This window comes from Dellaglioa sp. CoH-57-MRSF-19 (assembly GCF_056781975.1).
Genome location: NZ_JBXAXW010000089.1, coordinates 1 through 570, shown reverse-complemented (window position 1 = coordinate 570; position 570 = coordinate 1). Strand labels below are relative to the sequence as shown.

1 protein-coding gene is annotated in these 570 nt (G+C 56.8%); it reads left to right on the top strand.

All coding sequences use genetic code 11. From position 1 onward, the window contains the following. Nucleotides 1–171: 171 nt before the first annotated feature. Nucleotides 172–570, top strand: a 399-nt coding sequence (locus AC1RO3_RS08360; protein ID WP_481763983.1) for a hypothetical protein, incomplete at its 3' end; no start/stop codon positions are given.

The window sequence follows — 570 nt, the reverse complement described above, 5'->3', positions numbered from 1 at the left end:
CGATTTGGTTTACCATCTTGGGGACCGGGTTGATGTCGAAGTGGATTTGGACGGGAGCTGCCTTGACGGCAGTTACGTGCAAGTCACGGAAGTATACCGAATCAAGGGCCTGTCGCACATGACGGCTTCGAAGTAAATAAGAAGTAAGCCAACCACAACACTCGCCTATACATGAAAGCAACAATCGAACAGGCCCTGCTCAGCGAAGCGCTTCGCGTGATCCAACGCCTTGCGCCCCCGGTGAGCGGGGCCGTTACATTGGAAAGTAACGGAAAAACGTTGAAGATGCACAGCCAAGCAGAGCTGAGCCGATGCTCGGTTACGCTGCCGTGCTCTGTTGACGGAGAAATGCTGATCGCGGTGCCGACCGAGGCGCTGAGCGCCGCGATACGCGGGCACGATGTGCTCGAAATTGAGTTGAAGCAGGCGCTGCTCCGCATCAGCTCCGGAGCCTACAACACTCGACTCACGACTCAGGATGCGCTGGAGATCGAGGTCGAAGAGGACAGGAGTGACGCACGCGTCCAGAAGATCAGTGCTGAGCAGTTGGCCGAATTGGCTGGCATGGTC